Raw genomic sequence first — 14,302 nt, forward strand, 5'->3', positions numbered from 1 at the left:
TTTGATTTTTACTGGCCGCTAAAGTACAGGCACTTTGCTACTTAAATGTTAACCCTACATTAATAAATAGATTGAACGTTCATTTAATTTATATCACATATACAACCTAAAACTCCATTAACTATATTTACCAAAAAATGAAATGGGACGAAAAAGCCTTAAAGAATTAAGACAACAGGAAATCATTACTGTATTTTATAAGACAGCCAAAAAAGAAGGTTACGAAAATGCTTCCATCGCCAAGGTGGCCAAGGTGATGGACATTAACCCCAGTCTTATTATTCATTATTTTAAAACCAAGGAAGACCTGACCCAGGCACTGATCGATTACATCCTGGAAAAATACCTGCTGATCTACAAAACAAAGGATAAGGAAAACATTACGCTGTCGGATTTACAAAAAACCATTGATAAGCTTTTTTCCAAGAAGTGGAATTTACTGTTTGATGATGGTTTGTTTTATACCTTCTATGCCATGTCCTTCAGGGATAAAATTATCCGGGAGAAATATAAAAAGATACTCGATTCACTTCGTTTTGAACTTGCAGCCATAATGATCAAATGCAAGGAAAAGCAGTTGCTGAATATTGCCGACCCTCAGGCCACTGCCGATTTGATATTTGTACTGCTCGATGGGGCTTATTTTTACCTTTCGCTGGAAAAGGATAAAACAGTTTATTCCGAAAGACTGGATTCCTATAAAGCGAAGGCTTATGAGTTCCTGGGCTGGGCACCCTGATCGGGTTTGTTTATGTTTTTGCTTTTCAGGCCTTGTCTTAAAGAATAAAGACCTATAGAAGCCCATAAAAGATTGGCCACTGCATTTGGCAGGTCATTACTGTATACCGCCGCTGTAACCAGGCACAACCCTCCTGCAATATTAAGCAGCTGAAAACTACGCGACTCCGCACTTATCTTTTTGGTACTTAACAGGAAATAACCTGCCGTACATAAAAACACACCCAGCCAGCCAATACTTGTGGAGATCATTTGCATCATACAATCAGGTTCATTTTGCCCCTATCAGGCATGTTATTACTGCTTAACAACTGTAAGACAAATATATAACAATAACTTTTAGATCAAGCCCATAATTGTATTCGCCTCATCGATAAAGCGTTCTATCTTTTTGGTACCGGTAAAGTGCTTCAATAAAATTTCACGGGTTTTGCCTTTTTCGGGCAGTACCAGAAGGGCCCTTACTTCTGTACCTGCGTAAATAAAATTGGTGGTTTTGCGCACAATTTGAAACCGTACAAAATCATCAAAAGAAAACACTTTTTTTATGGCCCCACCAAAACTTGAGCATATGATTTGCCGCTGGTTTTTATCAAAACTCACCTTGCTGAAAAAAGAGGCAATAAGGGCTACCCCAATAATAAATGGAAAATAGGTACAAAGGATTCTTTTAAAAGCAGGTTCGTACAGCATAAAATCTGGCCTGGTTAAAAAATAAACCGTCAGAAAAATCATAAATATCCCCACCGGAATGCTCCATATTTTTGTGTTTTTAACCGTATAGAGGTCGCCTTCGAATTTAAAAAACTGAAAATCGTGAATGGCTTCTTTGGTTTGTATGGGCTGGTTGGAAAACACCAGCTCCTGGATTTTGGGCAATACTTCGCCAACAAAAGCCACCAGGTTTGGATTGCTTTCTTTTGAATAACCCGAAGAAAGGGCAATACCTTTTCCATGCCGGTTCTTTTTGGTGAAGGCCCGGTAGCTGGTTGAGCCCATATTATAATAAGGTGTAATTGCGGCCAGTTCATTAAAAGGAACAGACTGGATGTTTAAACCTAAAAACTGACTGTACATGGTTTGGCTGCTGCCATCAAAAACAATTTTCCTTTCTCCGGCCATAAACAACAGGAAACAGATCACAAACAATACCCCTATGGCAATAGGCAGGCCGCTGCCTGCTGTAAATGTCTTATAGGGAAAAAGAATAAAAAACAGCGCTGTGAACACAAAAAAATAGACTACCGCCAGCAGGCGCAGTATTCGTGCAGGATATATGGTTAAGTAATCGGGTTCTATAACCCATTTTGTTTTGATCATGGTGGTAGAGGTAAAGGTTCTGATTAAAATGATTAATTTCTGAAAGAAAAGATCATGCCAATCCTTTTAATAATTTACATCAACCGCAAACAAAACTACAGTTTCAGCAACATGATCAGGTACAGCACCAGTCCTAAGCGAAGCCTTAATACTTTCAGGGCCCTTTTGATTTGGGTGCTCACCGTTTGCTCTGATATTCCTAAATTTTCGGCTATTTCTTTATGGCTCAGGTTTTCTGTCCGGCTCATTAAAAAAATTTCCTGCATTTTAGGGGGTAAAGAAGCAATTTCCTGATCAATAATCGATTGCAATTGATTTTTTCGCGCCCGGTGATCTGTATGGTTTTCCTGCTGGCTTGCAAAAGCACTCAGCGATACAAAATACCGCGATTGTACTTCTTTATGTCCGATCAGGTCCAGCACTTTATGCCGCACAGCCATCATCAGGTACCCCCCTAAATTGGTTGAAGGATTAATTTGTGCCCTTTTTGTCCACAGCGTGGTAAACACCTCCTGAACAATGTCTTTGGCTTCTTCCCTGTCCTGTATTTTTTTACAAACGTGGGAAAGCAACAGGTTTTTGTATTTGTTAAAAATCTGCGCAAAAGCAGATGTGTCTCCATCCCTGAGCAGGCTGGTTAATTCGCTGTCGTTAAGCGTCGCATAAGCAATCATTTTATTTACCCCTCCCTTGCGGGATTTTTAATTAAACTTTAGACCGGTATCCTCTGTTTTTACTTAGTGATGGTAATAATTGTTTGCCCGACATAAATCTACATCAGATTTTAGAAATAAAAAAAACTTTGTTTTGAGAAAAAAATCAAAATTATGAATAAAAGCCCCTGGCTATCCTACAGTCCATCTTTAGGGGCTGTGCTGTAGACAACTTTAAACCGTTCACAGACCATAGGGACCTGTTCGCTTGGAACCCTGCCGATCCGCAGGCATTCCGACTGGATATAGTCCTGGTACATTTCTCTCCAGCCTTCCAGGCTACGGTCCCCTTCTCCACCATCAAATGCAAATTGTTCATCTACCTCATCAAAAGGCATCACTTTTACTTCCGTGCTTTCAATGATACAAACTGGCAAACCCGCTTTGCCCGTAACAATACTGTAACTGCCAGGCTTTGGCATAGCCCTGTTTTCAAATTCATAAACCCAAACTAATGAACCGGTACTGGTCTTGATCCCCGACAAAACCAGCTCAGCAATTTCATCGGCACTGTCTTCATCGCCAAAATGAAATACATCATAATAATCCGGGTTGCCCTCTGCCTCAACATGTGATAAAAATTGTGCCCAGTACAGATCTGCTGCTCTTTTATTTTCCAAGTCCCTTACGATTTTTTAACGGTGTCGTTAATGTAATTCTCTAAGGTAGTAAAACCTTTCACACTCACCACACCATGACCTTCGGGAACAGCAGAGCCGTCGACCACCGCTTCGGTCATTTTAATAAAGTTATGGATCGCGTTGTCCGTGAAACCCATTTTTTTAATCACACCTTCCCATTGTTCGCGCGGAATCTGCTCTGCTTTCACCTCCCTGCCCAAGGCCTTAGCAAAAGCCGCAGCGACATCTAAAGCGGTATAGGTTTGGGGCCCTTCCAATTCGTAAGTAATGCTGTCGCTTTCTTCACGGACCATAATTTCAGCAGCAATTTGCGCCACATCCTGTGGCGAAATCATGTGAATGGGCAGCTCTACAGGATAAAAACTATGTAAAACACCATCTGTTTTAATCTGTTCCAGGCTCATTGCCCAATTGCTGAAATAATAGGCCGGCCGGATAAAAACCTGGTGCACAGGCAGGCCTTCAAAAGCATGTTCCAGCATATAGGACATTTCCAGGTTTCCCTTTCCACTGGCATGCTGCGCCCCTACCGAGGAAAGTCCAACCACTTTTCTGATCCCCGAGCCCTGTATTGCTGCGCGGTAATTGTCCAGAATGTCCCTGGTTTCTTTTAAGACATCCTCACTTTTGCCGGTCTCTGGGGTAATGACAAAAAGGATTTCCCCGTTTTCAAAAACAGATTTTAACGAAGGCAGGTCCAGGGCATCGGCAACACCAATGTTTGCTCCTTGTTTTTCCAGGTCTGCTCCTTTTTTCTGTTCACGGACAATGCCTTTTACCGGAAGTTTTTTTTCTAACAAATGACGGGCAACCGCCGATCCAACTTGCCCCGATGCTCCTAATACGATATACATGGCTTTAATCTGGTTGATAAATGATTCGATGTTAAAAACAAAGCAGCAAAAGAAAAGTTTAACTTTATAGCATCCAATCAGGCAATGGTAGAACCCGGGCGGATACAACACGCCAAGTACGTATCACAAAAAGCAGATCGGCTCGAAGAATTCAAAAAGGAAAAAGAGGTCTATGACATTATGGATTTCATATTCCAGCCGTTAAGCACCGCTTTGACCCTGCTATTTTATTGGGAATTTAAAAAGGATGGTTTGTTAAAGAAAGCAGAACAGCAAAAAAAGTTCAGGCTCTGCTTTCTGATTTTGATCGTTTTGGTCTTTTTAATCACCTATTTATAAACCACGTAATTCACTTTGTCAACACCTGTATTGCCCGATTTAGGATGATAGGCATATACCGTCATTTCATAATTTCCTTCAAAATCGATTGGAAAATCTCCTTCAAACAAATTCGTTGAAACCAACGACAAGTTCACTTCTTTCACCAGCTTTCCATCTTTTTTAAGTATTCCTTTTACTTCAATATCTTCCGAATTCCAAACCCCGCCTTTTTCTACCACACAGCCACACATCATCACCACATTGGCCTGAAACTGAAATGGTTTGTTTTTTATAGAAACCAGTGAAATGTACTGGTGCGTACGTGGTTTGAGTATATCAATAATAAAACCCGGAATTTCCAGAATAATTCCATCTCCTAAAATGTCCTTACCAGGAATGAGCCAAAGTTCTGTGCTCACTTTTGCTTGTGCCTGCTTCAGGTTAAGTGGAGAACTCACGTCAATACTCACAAAAGTAGGCTCATCGATATCTATGGCTGCCATAAAACCTGCTGTTTGCCCATCAGCAATAGACAGGTCTCTCGATTTAGGCGTTTTCATAATCAAATCTGTATTTCCGGTCTGGCCTGAGGTTTTCCCTTCTGCTAAAATCTGATTGTTTACCTTGTTACGGATAATTACATAAGCGCCCCCCAGGGAACTGCCAATAAATTTTGCGTCCCTTGCTTTTGCCCTGACAACGATTTTGGTTTCTTTGGCGAATACGCTCAGGCCAAAACAAGCTAGGGCAATCATAAAAAGAATTTTTTTCATCAGTTTATGGTTTAGATTGGATTAATTGTAAATATTCTTCCTTAAACCTGTTGTGAAAAGAAGTCTTTTTAAGGGCACCATCTATATTGTCCAGATGGGTCAGTATCCCCAGGTCTTCTTCCAGCATCGCCAAAATTGCCCGCTCACAGCTGTCCCAGATCATTTCTAAATGAGGCAATAATTTAACCGCTTTGCCAGACAGGGAAATCATTTGTTTTCTTTTGTCGGTATTGTCTTTTTTGATTTTTAAATATCCCTTTTCGGACATCTTTTTGACCGTAATCACCAAAGAGGGATGACTATACCCCAAAAGCTCTGCGATATCTGCAATGGAAAGCGTCTCCTTTTTTTGCAGCAACATAAAAACAAGGTACCAGTGGGGTTCTACATCTATGTTCAGCTCCTTATACAACTTCCGGACATCGTGCGACATTCTGTCGCTGATCCTTTTCAGTCTGCTGTCCAGCGCCTTATAGCCAAGATCTTTAATAAAATCAACGTTCATTGGATGTTCTTTTTTGTAAATATATAAAAAAGTAATCAACTATATAGTTAGCTATATAGTTTCATTAAAAAAGAAAAGGCTTAATAAAAAGCCTTAGATGAAAAATAAATTAATTGGTCACTTAAATTATAGGTTTTTATTCCAAACCCTGCTTTAAATTTTCCAGTTCTTCAATCAGCGCCTTCACTTCTTTAATTTGTTTTTTGTGCTTTTTGAGTTTGCCCCAGGCCGTAATCCCTCCCATGTAGGCAGTGATGATCAGCATAGCCGTAAACCTGTAGGTGGCCGTGACTTTTGCAGTAACTTCCCAGGCATACAACATCATGGCCAGCCACAACAACACCACATAAACCCAGCTGTATTTGGTCAGAATGTCTCTTTGAAGATCTAGTTTTTTAATCTGGTACTCCACAAAGCCTTTGCCTGGCACATCAAAATCGATTTTCTTAAAAGCATAACTTTTCCAGCTGATGATTACAAAAACCACCATTAACAAATACACCATGGCGATACTAACTTTAAATGGCCATTGATATTGTTTTTCAAAGCTAAAGTATACCCAGGCAATCACCGCCATAGCCACAATAAAACCGATACTCATGCACACATTAGACAGCAGCAAACGTTTTCTGTTTTTTAGCCAGTTGTTTTTTTGTTCGGCAAACCTGCGTTGGTCTGTACCGGTCTGTACAGGCTGGGCCTGCCAGCTATTTTTTAAATCGTCAAAATCCATTTGCTTGTGTTGTTTGCATGAGTTTAAGTAAACGTGTTTTGATGCGGTTAATTTTTACCCCCACATTCGACAGGTTGAGTCCAACGATCTCCGCAATATCCTTATAGCTTTTATCTTCCAGCACCAAAGAAATGATCAGCCTGTCCTGGGTTTCCAGCTGACTGATGCAATACCTCATGTGCTCGAGCCGCTGTTCCTGTTCTTTTTTGTCGGAAAGCGTTTCCTCATAGGGCAATTGCACCGAATCTGGCAGGGATACATGATCGTGTTTTTTATTTTTCAAATTATAGCTAAAGGCCGTGTTCACCGCAATCCGGTAGATCCAGGTACTTACTCTTGCCTGTCCTTTAAAATTCTGCAGGCTTTTCCAGACCTGGAACAGAATCTCCTGATACAGATCATTGGCATGGGATACGTCATACAGATAAGCCCTGCAAATACGGTAAATACTTGCATGGTTCTCTTTAATCAGTTCATTAAATTCCTGTTCTTTGATATCGGGCATACGGAGCGCTTAACCTTTGCTGATAAAAGTATCCATTTCCTGGTAAAACCAGTCCGGGGCATCGTACATAATAAAGTGTTTGGCCGAGGGGCTTACTTTAACTTCACAGCTTTTACATTGCTGGTATTGCTGGCTATACGAATTCATTACAAATTCACGGGTAAACATAGGGTATTTTTTTACAGGGGCAAAAGCAGCCAGCACCAGTACCGGAACTTTTATGGTTGCAATGTCCTGTCTGAGGTCATTGCCCAACATTTCGTTCATGGTCCAGGCCATAGTTTTAAGATCGGAGTCCGCTCCCCATTGGGCTATGTTGTCCCATTTGGTAGAATCTGCACATAAAGAGCGGGCCACATTGAGTTGACTTGCCTTTAAAGCCGCTTTGTCCATTTTTTTATAGGCTTCCAGCATAGATTGCGCCTGTGTCTCATTAAATCCGGCCTTGGCAGCAGGGTTAAACATGGCTGCATAAAAAGGCAGGGCATCGACCACAACTACCTTTTGCAAATGATCTTTCATTTCGGCAGCAATACAAAGCGATAGAAAACCACCAATAGAATGTCCTACCAAAACGACCTTGTTTAACTTCTTATCTTTAATGTAACGGATAATTTCTTTTTTATAGCTTTCCAGGTAAGGCCCCTGTGCCAAAGGTTCAGTGCCAGCATAACCGGCAAGGGTAAACACATGACATTCGTGGTTCTTCTGGTAACGTGCTACCGTTTCTTTCCAGACTTCTCCGCTGCAGGTTGCACCAGGGATAAACAATATTGGGCTGCCCTTTCCACTTACCTTTACCTGGAAGGCTTTTGTGCCCGGGGTTTGGGCAGACAGCAGGTGTCCGGTAAAAATAAAAATGAAGACCAGCAGGGTATTAATTAAGAGGTTCCTTTTCATGAGTTTATCAGGTTTTAATTTGATTTACTGCATTAGTCAGGGTACCTGGTAATTTATTACACCTTTTAGTCATTTTTTTTAAAAAAAAATTATTTGAGCTGTATTTCGGGAATTTTATAAGCGATTAAATGGTTAATCCCCTCTCCCCTGGTTACAGCCAGCGTGCTTAGAAAATTTTTAACCTTGTCGTCATAGGCCCTGCGGCAAATGCCAAATAATAAAATTCCCCGGTGACCAGCTTTGTCTGTATAGGCTTTATAACGGTAAGCACTCCATTCCAGTAAATTTACAGCATCACCTTTGGCCTGGCTCATTAAAAAGTCAAGTACAATTTCCTTTCCGTCGGGACTAACAATCATTTGATAATTGCAACTGGCATCTGTTTTTTTTCGTTCAATCAGTTTTTTTTCCTGGGCTTTGCCTGCTTGTTCAACGGACATATCGGTCTGGACAAAATCCAGCAGGATCATATTGTTAAAATGCTCCGGGATTTCACCTTTAGGAATATATTCGTGTTTGTAATAAATTTCATTGGGATGTGAACTCCAGGACAGATTGTAAAGTACTTTATCAAAACTCAACTGTTCGGGCGTGCCATAATAATTGGTAATTTTTTCCTGGGCAAAGAGCATGCTGCAGGTTAAAAGGAGCAAAACTACGGCTGCTCCGGACCGGGTTATTTTATTCATAGGTGCAGGTATTGATAGGTAGCAAATATAATCAAATTTGCAGTTGCGCGATCCTATCCAAAAAATACAAAACCTGTGCAAAAAAGCAATATTATACAACTCGGGCGGGTAAATTAAATATAGCTTTGCAGCATGAAAAGATCCTGCTTCTTCCTGATGATAACCCTGCTTTGTTTCAGCGCTGCCCGGGGGCAATATACCCGGCACTTGTCCCCAAAAGTTTCTGTGGGGACAAGTCCGAATATAGAAACCTATTTTTTTATGGAGAAGCTGGCTGTTGAACATATTGGCAATTATGTTTTTGACATTAAAGGCGTAGATTATTCTCACCAGCCCCTTGTTCACTTTGCCTTTGGACATTTTCAGCAATACAAAGATGATCCCCTGGTGGTCCGTTGCGCCGGGCTCATGCGGCAAATCCGCGACCTTTTACACGACAACGGCCCCATTATGGCTTATTTGCTAAATCAACAGGATTTTCCGGCAAGGGGGCCCCGCTTTCCTTCGGTTAAAACCCCAATAGACCCCCAAACAGAAGAACATCCACAAAGCAAGGCTCTGATTGCAGAACTCAGCGACAGCTTAAGAACATTTTATACCCGTGCCAAAGTGGCTGGCTTTCTAAAAACGAATGCAGCTTTTTATAAGGGTGCCTTACAGGAAACCGTTAAAGATGTTTCCCAGGCCATATTCCCTGCTATGGAAAAATGGTACGGCCAACAATTCCCGCAATATATCCTTTACATTTCACCAGCCATGCCCATTACCCCCGGAGAAGATAATTACCGGGGATTCGGCCCCAATATTTTATCTCCAAAAGGAAAAATCCCATCTATGGTCATTAGCTCCAGCAGGATGCTTCCCTTAAAAGAAAACCTTCAGGCTTATCACCAATATGGCTTTGACCATCCCCAGGTAACAACTTTTATTGCCAGGCATGAGATCAGCCATACTTTTGTTAATCCCGTTCTGGACAAATTTAAAACCAGAATTGAAGCCGATTCCATACTCAACACCAAAGAACTGCAGGCCCTTCTTGAAAAAAACAATTTTGGTAGCTGGTATGTCTGCATCATAGAGCACCTGGTGCGGTTGGGAGAAATTCGCATAGCGGTTTCCATGAATGACCTGAAGGAGGCAGAGCGTTTAAGACGCCTTCATATTGGGGAATACAGTTGTGTGCTGCTGCCTTTACTGGAAAAGAAAATCACAGAATACGAACACAACCGCTCTGTATACTCCAACCTGGAAAGTTACATTCCCACCCTTCTGGATTATATCCATAGCCTAAGCCCGAAAGACATTAACGATCAGATTTTAAAATATAAGGACTATGCAAAAAGTGAGGCAACTAAAATGTAAAACAGGCAGTCCTTTTTAAAGCCTTACAGCTCCATCAACTGGACTACCTGTAAAATCACATCTGGCCGCTTTAACTGTTTGCAGATCATGTAACTTTGATTAAATTTTTAATTATGAAAAGTCATTTCCCCGCTGCACAATTGTTTCTCCGTCTGGCCCTCGGCATCAGTTTTGTTTTGCCGGTTTTAGACCGTGTTGGTTTACTCGGCTTGCCCGGAAGCCCAAATGTTTCCTGGGGCAACTGGCAAAATTTTGTGGCTTATACCAATACGCTTTTGCCCTTTCTGGACAGTTCCATGGCGAGCATAATGGGCGCAATTGCCAGTATTGCAGAACTTTTGTTTGGGCTGTTGTTAATTATTGGTTATAAAACCCGGCTGGCTGCTTTTGGGAGTTTTTTGCTTACCCTTGCTTTTGCTTTGTGCATGATGATTTTTACAGGCTACAGACAACCTTTTAGCTACTCCGTTTATACCGCCAGTGCCGCCTCCCTTTTATTGTCGGCTGTTCCCTTTTATAAATGGAGCATTGATCAAAAGCTGGAAACTAAATCTTAAAACCCCCTTGCCCTGGTATTTTACTCCGGGGCCAGGCATTTATTTTTCAGCAGGTTCGGCCGCACTGATGTATACCCAGGCTTTTTTGCCCGACTGTAATTGGACTTCCACCCGTTTGTAATCATCAACTTCATAAGCATCTGTTTGTTCAAGCTCTGCAGCCGATAACTCAAAAACAGTCCCTTTTACCAAATCATTTGACCGTCCGCTGTATTTAAGCATAGGGTGATGTGTTGCCCCACTGATCTTAACAACCTCAGGGTCGGTAATTTCAATCATCAAAAGCTCGTAACCAGATAAAGCATCGGTTTCCCCTTCCAATACCCTTCCGTAGTTTTCCAGTTGTACGTTTTTATACTGTAGCGTTCCGTAGGAAAATAAATGCGCTGTTTTCATGTTGACTTTCTGTGTATAATGATCCAAATCTATCAACAATTTAAAGATTTAGTATCGTCAGTCTGGAAAATACAGATCCTTACTCACTCCAGGGCGAACATAAAATGCAATCACAAAAGTTTTTACGTTTAAAGTCAGGGATCATGTAAGCACATACATCGGCTTTAATGTTTCCGAAAGTGGTGTCTGTTTTATGTTCAAAACCGCTAAAAAATGTAGGTATAATGTTTTTCTTAAAACCGGTTCTGGGAAAAGCGCTGATGATCTCTGTTCTGTTTTTTTCTGTTAACTCCTGGTAGCCTTCTCCCATTACATCCAGCCCCACACCGGAATACAAAAGCGCAACCTCTGGTTCTTTGTGCTCTGCGATACCAATAGTTGTGTGCAGGGCAATCGTATCCCAAACCAGTTGCAATGCATTATTGGGAAAACCATGGCTCTTTAAAAAGTCCCTGGCGGCATTGGCACCATCCACTTCAAAACGCAAATCGGTACTGCTGTATTTTTTGGTTAAACCCAAATCGTGAAAAACAGCACTTACGTACAACAATTCTGCATCAAAATTTAGTTTTTTACGCTGACCATTTAACGCGGCAAAAATAAAAACCCTTAAGGAATGGTTAAAAAGAAATTCCGTTCCATGCGTTAACAAAAGTTCGGTGGCTTCATTTGCAATGCTGCTGTCTGGAATTTGAATTCCTGCAACTGATTTTAATCTGTTTACTGACATATCTTAATATTTTTTATGTCAGCAAAGTTATCCCGCAACTCCCCTTAAGGGAATGTCAAAAAGGGTCAATTACCTGCCAATATTTGCAAAATGCTCCCGGTAATCCAATGGGGACAAAGCGGTTTCTTTTTTAAAAAAGTGACTGAACTGTTCTGGGGTAGCAAAATTAAGCCTGAAGGCAATTTCCTTTACCGAAAGCGCAGAAAATTGCAATGCCCGTTTCGACTCGGCAATCAATTGTCCGTTAATTACATTTTTTGCACCTGAACCGTTGTGCAGCTTACAAAGTTCAGTTAACTTTCTTGAGGTAATTCCCAAACGGCTGGCATATTCGGCCACATCATGTGTACTTTGATAATGTTCACTCACCAATTCCAGAAATTTCCAGTACAGCTGTTTGTCCGCTGCTTCAGGATCTTTAACCAGCGAAGAGTTGATGTTGGCAATTTTAATCATCAGGATTTTAAGATAAGCCGCCATGGCATCGGGCTTATTCGGGTACACTGCCAAAAGGGATTCCTGATAAAGGCCCTGAAAAAGAACTTCAAGCGCCCCAAACTCTTCCTCTTGCAAAGGGATATGCTGATTGGCTGCCGCATTATTAAATAATATGGCTTTACAATTGTTTGCACTTTGGGGGGCTTTTTCCCAAAAACAGTCTCCAAAACAAAGTTCGTATCCTTCAAGTCGGGTGTTTCGTCTAAATGCATACACCTGCCCTTTTGCCGCTAAAAACAATTCCTGTCCGGATAATGTATAGGCCTGTTCATCGATGAGCAGTCTTCCGGCAGCTTGTTTAAACAAAAAAATCCGGTGATAATCACTTCTGCAAAAGGAAACAGGTAGCTCTTGCCCATCCTGCAATAGGCTAATAGAAAAAGAATTTTCAAAAATATGGTCCGGATGCAGGTTCAACAACTTGGGTACTGGCATTTCATTTAAAAATTAAGCGCCGAAATATAGGGTTTTAATTCTCCTGTCCATCCAGAATTTCAATTCGCAAAAGCTATCTGGTTATGGAAGCCAGAAAATCGTCCACTGTTTTATTTAAAGTGGCCGGAACATGTGCTTCTGAAATTCCGATAACATCAATACGGGCGGTTAAATTCAGCGAAATCAGTCCGTGTATCAAAGACCACATCTGTAGTGTTCCTATTTCTGCATTTTTAAAATGAACCAATTCCCTGCGCAGACACCTTTCCAGGCAATCGGTAAAATAATTAAATACAGCAGTGTCTTTTTCAGGATGGAAACGGATCTGCCCAGCCTGATCATAAATTGGGGTAAACATCAGCTGATAGGTTTGCGGATTGTCCAGTCCAAAATTTAAATAGGTTTTACAGATTTCTTCCAGCCTTTTTAAAGGATCTGTGCTTGAGGCCTTAAGCCTGAATTCTTCCAGAAGCAGGTTAAAAGCTTTTGGTTGCAGTTCATAAAGTAGTTTTTCATCTCCCCTTGCGGCAAGGATTTCCCTGCTCATCACATCTTGTTTCAGTTCTTTTAATTCTGACATAAGCTAAAGGATTATAAAGTAGCCCGCTCCTCTAAGCAGGCACTACAAGATAACGCTTAGCTGCCAGTTTTTGTTTGTGTTTTCTATTGGAAATGAATTGGCCAGGACAATTTTAACCCAGTTGTTTGTTCAGCAGTTCCAGCCCTTGTTCAAAGCTATGCGGCTGGTAACCGAGCTCCCGAATGGTTTTATCTAAAATAAAGCCGGTACGTCTAGGGCGGGAGGCCTGCTGTCCCAGGCTGGCACTGCTCACTTCCTGAACCTGGCTTTTATCCAGCTTCCAGAAATCGGCCACCCGGTACACCAGTTCGGCAATACTCATCATATCTTTACCGCTCACATTATAAATTCCCTGCGCTTTTTTTTCTACAGCCAGCAAACAAGCCTCTGCAAGATCTTCTGCCAAGGTTGGCATGCGCCACTGGTCATTGACCACATTTAAAGGACTGCCTTTTTCCAGGGCCCCTTTTGCCCAAAGCACAATATTGCTCCTGCTCATGTCTTTCACAATACCATAAACCAAAATTGTTCTTAAAATAGCCCATTTAACTCCTGAGGCCTTCAGCAGTTCTTCGGCCTGCAATTTTGTTTTCCCGTAATAACTTAAAGGATTGGCAGCCGCCTGTTCATCATAAGGACCATCCTCTCCATCAAAAATAAAATCTGTAGACAAATGGACCAGCTGTATATGATAAGTATTGCAAATGTCCATCAGCAGTTTAACGGCCTCCACATTGAGCCGGTCGGCCTCTTGCTTATTATTTTCGGCAGTATCAACATTGGTCATTGCAGCGGTATGGATAATTGCATCGGGCCTGTATTTTTCCACAAGTGCAGTAATCCGCGCTTTGTCCAGAATGTCCATTTCTTCATACTGGTATCCATTTTGCACAGGAAAGCGATTTTTACCTTTTGAAGTGGCAATGAGGTTAAATTTTCCTGAGGCAATTACATTTTCTGTAATTTTCTGACCAGTAAGGCCATTGCTTCCAGTAACAAGGATGGTTTGCATAGATTTTTAGTGCTTTTTTTTAACGATTTTAGCGCCTCCA

General features: G+C 41.4%; 19 protein-coding genes. 3 read left to right on the plus strand and 16 right to left on the minus strand.

All coding sequences use genetic code 11. The features are described from left to right. The first annotated feature begins 142 nt into the window (after positions 1-142). Positions 143-739 carry a TetR family transcriptional regulator gene (locus B0O44_RS12855; protein ID WP_110831135.1) on the plus strand — a complete coding sequence of 199 codons (597 nt, stop codon included), beginning with the start codon at positions 143-145 and terminating at the stop codon, positions 737-739. On the opposite strand, the gene B0O44_RS12860 is transcribed toward B0O44_RS12855, so the two are convergent. From B0O44_RS12860 to B0O44_RS12915, 11 genes are all read right to left on the minus strand, one after another. Next, on the minus strand, positions 712-999 hold the full coding sequence (locus B0O44_RS12860) for a CBU_0592 family membrane protein (RefSeq protein WP_211321369.1): 288 nt from the start codon (positions 997-999) through the stop codon (positions 712-714). The two genes, B0O44_RS12855 and B0O44_RS12860, sit on opposite strands and share 28 nt — an antisense overlap. Before the next feature lie 78 nt (positions 1,000-1,077). After that, positions 1,078-2,058 (minus strand): hypothetical protein, encoded by a 981-nt coding sequence (locus tag B0O44_RS12865; RefSeq protein WP_110831137.1) that lies wholly within the window; start codon positions 2,056-2,058, stop codon positions 1,078-1,080. 95 nt (positions 2,059-2,153) lie between these two features. Next, positions 2,154-2,732, minus strand: coding sequence for an RNA polymerase sigma factor (locus B0O44_RS12870; RefSeq protein WP_110831139.1), 579 nt, complete (start codon positions 2,730-2,732; stop codon positions 2,154-2,156). Between the two features lie 176 nt (positions 2,733-2,908). Continuing rightward, positions 2,909-3,391: an ASCH domain-containing protein gene (locus B0O44_RS12875; protein WP_110831141.1), complete on the minus strand. Its 483-nt coding sequence runs from the start codon at positions 3,389-3,391 to the stop codon at positions 2,909-2,911. Positions 3,392-3,396: 5 nt separating this feature from the next. Further along, the gene (locus B0O44_RS12880) at positions 3,397-4,266 is read right to left on the minus strand and encodes an NmrA family NAD(P)-binding protein (RefSeq protein WP_110831143.1); all 870 of its coding nucleotides are present in this window, start codon (positions 4,264-4,266) and stop codon (positions 3,397-3,399) included. Between the two features lie 329 nt (positions 4,267-4,595). Continuing rightward, positions 4,596-5,360: a hypothetical protein gene (locus B0O44_RS12890; protein WP_110831147.1), complete on the minus strand. Its 765-nt coding sequence runs from the start codon at positions 5,358-5,360 to the stop codon at positions 4,596-4,598. 4 nt (positions 5,361-5,364) lie between these two features. Beyond that, positions 5,365-5,865 (minus strand): MarR family winged helix-turn-helix transcriptional regulator, encoded by a 501-nt coding sequence (locus B0O44_RS12895; RefSeq protein ID WP_110831937.1) that lies wholly within the window; start codon positions 5,863-5,865, stop codon positions 5,365-5,367. A 136-nt stretch (positions 5,866-6,001) separates the two neighbouring features. Continuing rightward, positions 6,002-6,598 carry a hypothetical protein gene (locus tag B0O44_RS12900; RefSeq protein WP_110831149.1) on the minus strand — a complete coding sequence of 199 codons (597 nt, stop codon included), beginning with the start codon at positions 6,596-6,598 and terminating at the stop codon, positions 6,002-6,004. Further along, on the minus strand, positions 6,588-7,103 hold the full coding sequence (locus B0O44_RS12905; protein ID WP_110831151.1) for an RNA polymerase sigma factor: 516 nt from the start codon (positions 7,101-7,103) through the stop codon (positions 6,588-6,590). The genes B0O44_RS12900 and B0O44_RS12905 overlap by 11 nt, the downstream gene beginning before the upstream one ends. A 9-nt stretch (positions 7,104-7,112) precedes the next feature. Then, positions 7,113-8,003: an alpha/beta fold hydrolase gene (locus B0O44_RS12910; protein ID WP_110831153.1), complete on the minus strand. Its 891-nt coding sequence runs from the start codon at positions 8,001-8,003 to the stop codon at positions 7,113-7,115. A gap of 89 nt (positions 8,004-8,092) precedes the next feature. Further along, positions 8,093-8,692 carry a hypothetical protein gene (locus tag B0O44_RS12915; protein ID WP_110831155.1) on the minus strand — a complete coding sequence of 200 codons (600 nt, stop codon included), beginning with the start codon at positions 8,690-8,692 and terminating at the stop codon, positions 8,093-8,095. A 132-nt stretch (positions 8,693-8,824) separates the two neighbouring features. On the opposite strand from B0O44_RS12915, the gene B0O44_RS12920 reads away from it, so the two are divergent. After that, positions 8,825-10,054 (plus strand): DUF4932 domain-containing protein, encoded by a 1,230-nt coding sequence (locus B0O44_RS12920; protein ID WP_110831157.1) that lies wholly within the window; start codon positions 8,825-8,827, stop codon positions 10,052-10,054. A 113-nt stretch (positions 10,055-10,167) separates the two neighbouring features. Further along, the gene (locus B0O44_RS12925) at positions 10,168-10,611 is read left to right on the plus strand and encodes a DoxX family membrane protein (RefSeq protein ID WP_110831159.1); all 444 of its coding nucleotides are present in this window, start codon (positions 10,168-10,170) and stop codon (positions 10,609-10,611) included. A 39-nt stretch (positions 10,612-10,650) separates the two neighbouring features. On the opposite strand, the gene B0O44_RS12930 is transcribed toward B0O44_RS12925, so the two are convergent. From B0O44_RS12930 to B0O44_RS12950, 5 genes are all read right to left on the minus strand, one after another. Then, on the minus strand, positions 10,651-11,007 hold the full coding sequence (locus B0O44_RS12930; RefSeq protein ID WP_110831161.1) for a gamma-glutamylcyclotransferase family protein: 357 nt from the start codon (positions 11,005-11,007) through the stop codon (positions 10,651-10,653). A 79-nt stretch (positions 11,008-11,086) separates the two neighbouring features. After that, on the minus strand, positions 11,087-11,737 hold the full coding sequence (locus B0O44_RS12935; RefSeq protein ID WP_110831163.1) for an HD domain-containing protein: 651 nt from the start codon (positions 11,735-11,737) through the stop codon (positions 11,087-11,089). 69 nt (positions 11,738-11,806) lie between these two features. Further along, positions 11,807-12,670 (minus strand): AraC family transcriptional regulator, encoded by an 864-nt coding sequence (locus B0O44_RS12940; protein WP_110831166.1) that lies wholly within the window; start codon positions 12,668-12,670, stop codon positions 11,807-11,809. Between the two features lie 73 nt (positions 12,671-12,743). Then, a complete protein-coding gene (locus B0O44_RS12945; protein WP_110831168.1) occupies positions 12,744-13,250 on the minus strand; it encodes a TetR-like C-terminal domain-containing protein in 507 nt (168 codons plus the stop codon). Between the two features lie 112 nt (positions 13,251-13,362). Then, positions 13,363-14,262 carry an SDR family oxidoreductase gene (locus tag B0O44_RS12950; RefSeq protein WP_110831170.1) on the minus strand — a complete coding sequence of 300 codons (900 nt, stop codon included), beginning with the start codon at positions 14,260-14,262 and terminating at the stop codon, positions 13,363-13,365. Between the last annotated feature and the right edge of the window lie 40 nt (positions 14,263-14,302).

The sequence above is a fragment of the Pedobacter nutrimenti genome (assembly GCF_003208655.1).
Classification (GTDB): Bacteria; Bacteroidota; Bacteroidia; order Sphingobacteriales; family Sphingobacteriaceae; genus Pedobacter; species Pedobacter nutrimenti.